This window comes from Rhizobacter sp. P2_D12, from assembly GCF_056404395.1.
This window is the reverse complement of the sequence record NZ_JBFUEB010000279.1, coordinates 1-1,675: the sequence shown is the minus strand read 5'-3', so window position 1 is coordinate 1,675 and position 1,675 is coordinate 1. Positions and strand designations below refer to the sequence as shown.

2 protein-coding genes are annotated in these 1,675 nt (G+C 69.3%); one reads left to right on the top strand and one right to left on the bottom strand.

Annotated elements, in window-relative coordinates; translation table 11 throughout:
* The coding region (locus AC1DYN_RS32425) for a methyl-accepting chemotaxis protein (protein ID WP_477966891.1) at nucleotides 1–1,297 on the top strand (1,297 nt) is incomplete at its 5' end.
* Here the strand turns inward: AC1DYN_RS32425 and AC1DYN_RS32420 are convergent.
* Nucleotides 1,294–1,675: DNA-3-methyladenine glycosylase (locus tag AC1DYN_RS32420; RefSeq protein WP_477966889.1), on the bottom strand; the 382-nt coding region annotated here is incomplete at its 5' end. The two genes, AC1DYN_RS32425 and AC1DYN_RS32420, sit on opposite strands and share 4 nt — an antisense overlap.

Below are 1,675 nucleotides of genomic sequence, written 5' to 3'. Positions count from 1 at the left end.
GGACCAGTCGATCGCCACCAATGCGATGCAGAAGGCCGAGCAGCAGTTCGGCGCGCTCGACACCGCGCTGACGCAACTCGCGCAGATCGAAAAGACCATGAACCAGGAGGCCTACGCCGCCGCCAGGGCCGAGTTTCGCACGCTGGGCTGGACCATGGCCGGCCTGGTGCTGCTGTCGATCACGCTGTCGCTGGCGGTGACGATGCTGGTGCGGCGCGCGATGCTGGCCGGGATCCACTCGATCGCGCACACGGTGGGCGAACTGGCCGAGGGCCGGCTCGACGCGCCGCCGGTGGACGCGCAGGGCCGCGATGAAATCGCCGACACGGGCCGCGCGCTGGATCACACGATTGCGCGCCTGAATGCCGCGCTGCGCAGCGTGATGACGGCGGTGCGCTCGATCGACACGGCGTCGCAGGAAATCGCCACCGGCAATATGGACCTGTCGAGCCGTACCGAGATGCAGGCCAGCTCGCTCGAGCAGACGGCCAGCACGATGGAGACCTTGACCACGGCGGTCAAGGACAACGCCACCAATGCGCGCCAGGCGTCCGAGCTCGCAGCCGAAGCGGCGCAACTGGCCGCGCGCGGCGGCCAGGCGGTGCAAGGGGCGGTGACGACGATGGAATCGATCCAGGCCAGCTCGCGCAAGATCGTCGAGATCATCGGCGTCATCGACGGCATCTCGTTCCAGACCAATATCCTGGCCCTGAACGCAGCAGTGGAAGCAGCGCGCGCCGGCGAACAGGGGCGCGGCTTTGCCGTGGTGGCGTCCGAAGTGCGCACGCTGGCGCAGCGYTCGGCGGCAGCGGCCAAGGAAATCAAGGGCCTGATCGCGGACTCGGTCAGCATCATCGAACGGGGCAACGCGTCGGTTAGCGAAGCCGGCGCCAGCATGGGCGACATCGTCTCGTCGGTGCGCCAGGTGAACGACATCATCGGGCGCATCAGCATCGCCAGCACCGAGCAGGCCGACGGCATCGCCGACGTCAATCGCGCGGTCGGGCAGATGGACAGCATGACGCAGCARAAYGCGGCGCTGGTCGAACAGGCCGCAGCGGCGGCCGAAAGCCTGCACGAGCAGACCGTCAATCTGGCGAAAGCCGTGGCGATCTTCCGCATCGCGCCGGGTGACGGCGACGTTGAAGAGGTGGAGGGAATGGAAGAAGCGCACGACGACGCGCCGGCGGTGGGCTTCCAGGGCGTGGTTGATCGCCGCAGCCGCGCCAGCACGATGCGCGCGAAGCCGGTGCCGGCCCTGCCGCCGGCAACAGCGCGTCGGCGTGGATCGGCTTAGTTGCGGGCTTGGCCGCGGATTGGCCGGCTCAAAAAGCGCGAGCCGGCCAGGCCGAAGCGCCACGGCACGTCGACCGCCTTCGAGATGCCGATGCGGATGCCTTCCACGACGACCAGGCCCTCCTCTGCCGGCAGCAAGGCAAACGGCGCCCCCGCCAGCGCCATCCCATCGTGCGCACGCGTCACACCCAGCGCCTGGCACAACTTGCCCGGCCCCGAACACAGCGCGCGCTCGCCCTGCGCATCACGGCGCGCGCGCATGACGTCCAGCCCCGCCACCGGCTCGAGCGCGCGGATCAGGACCCCGGCGCCATGCCCCGCCTCGCGGCACACGAAGTTCAGGCACCAGTGGATGCCGTACGAGCGGTAGACGTAGGCA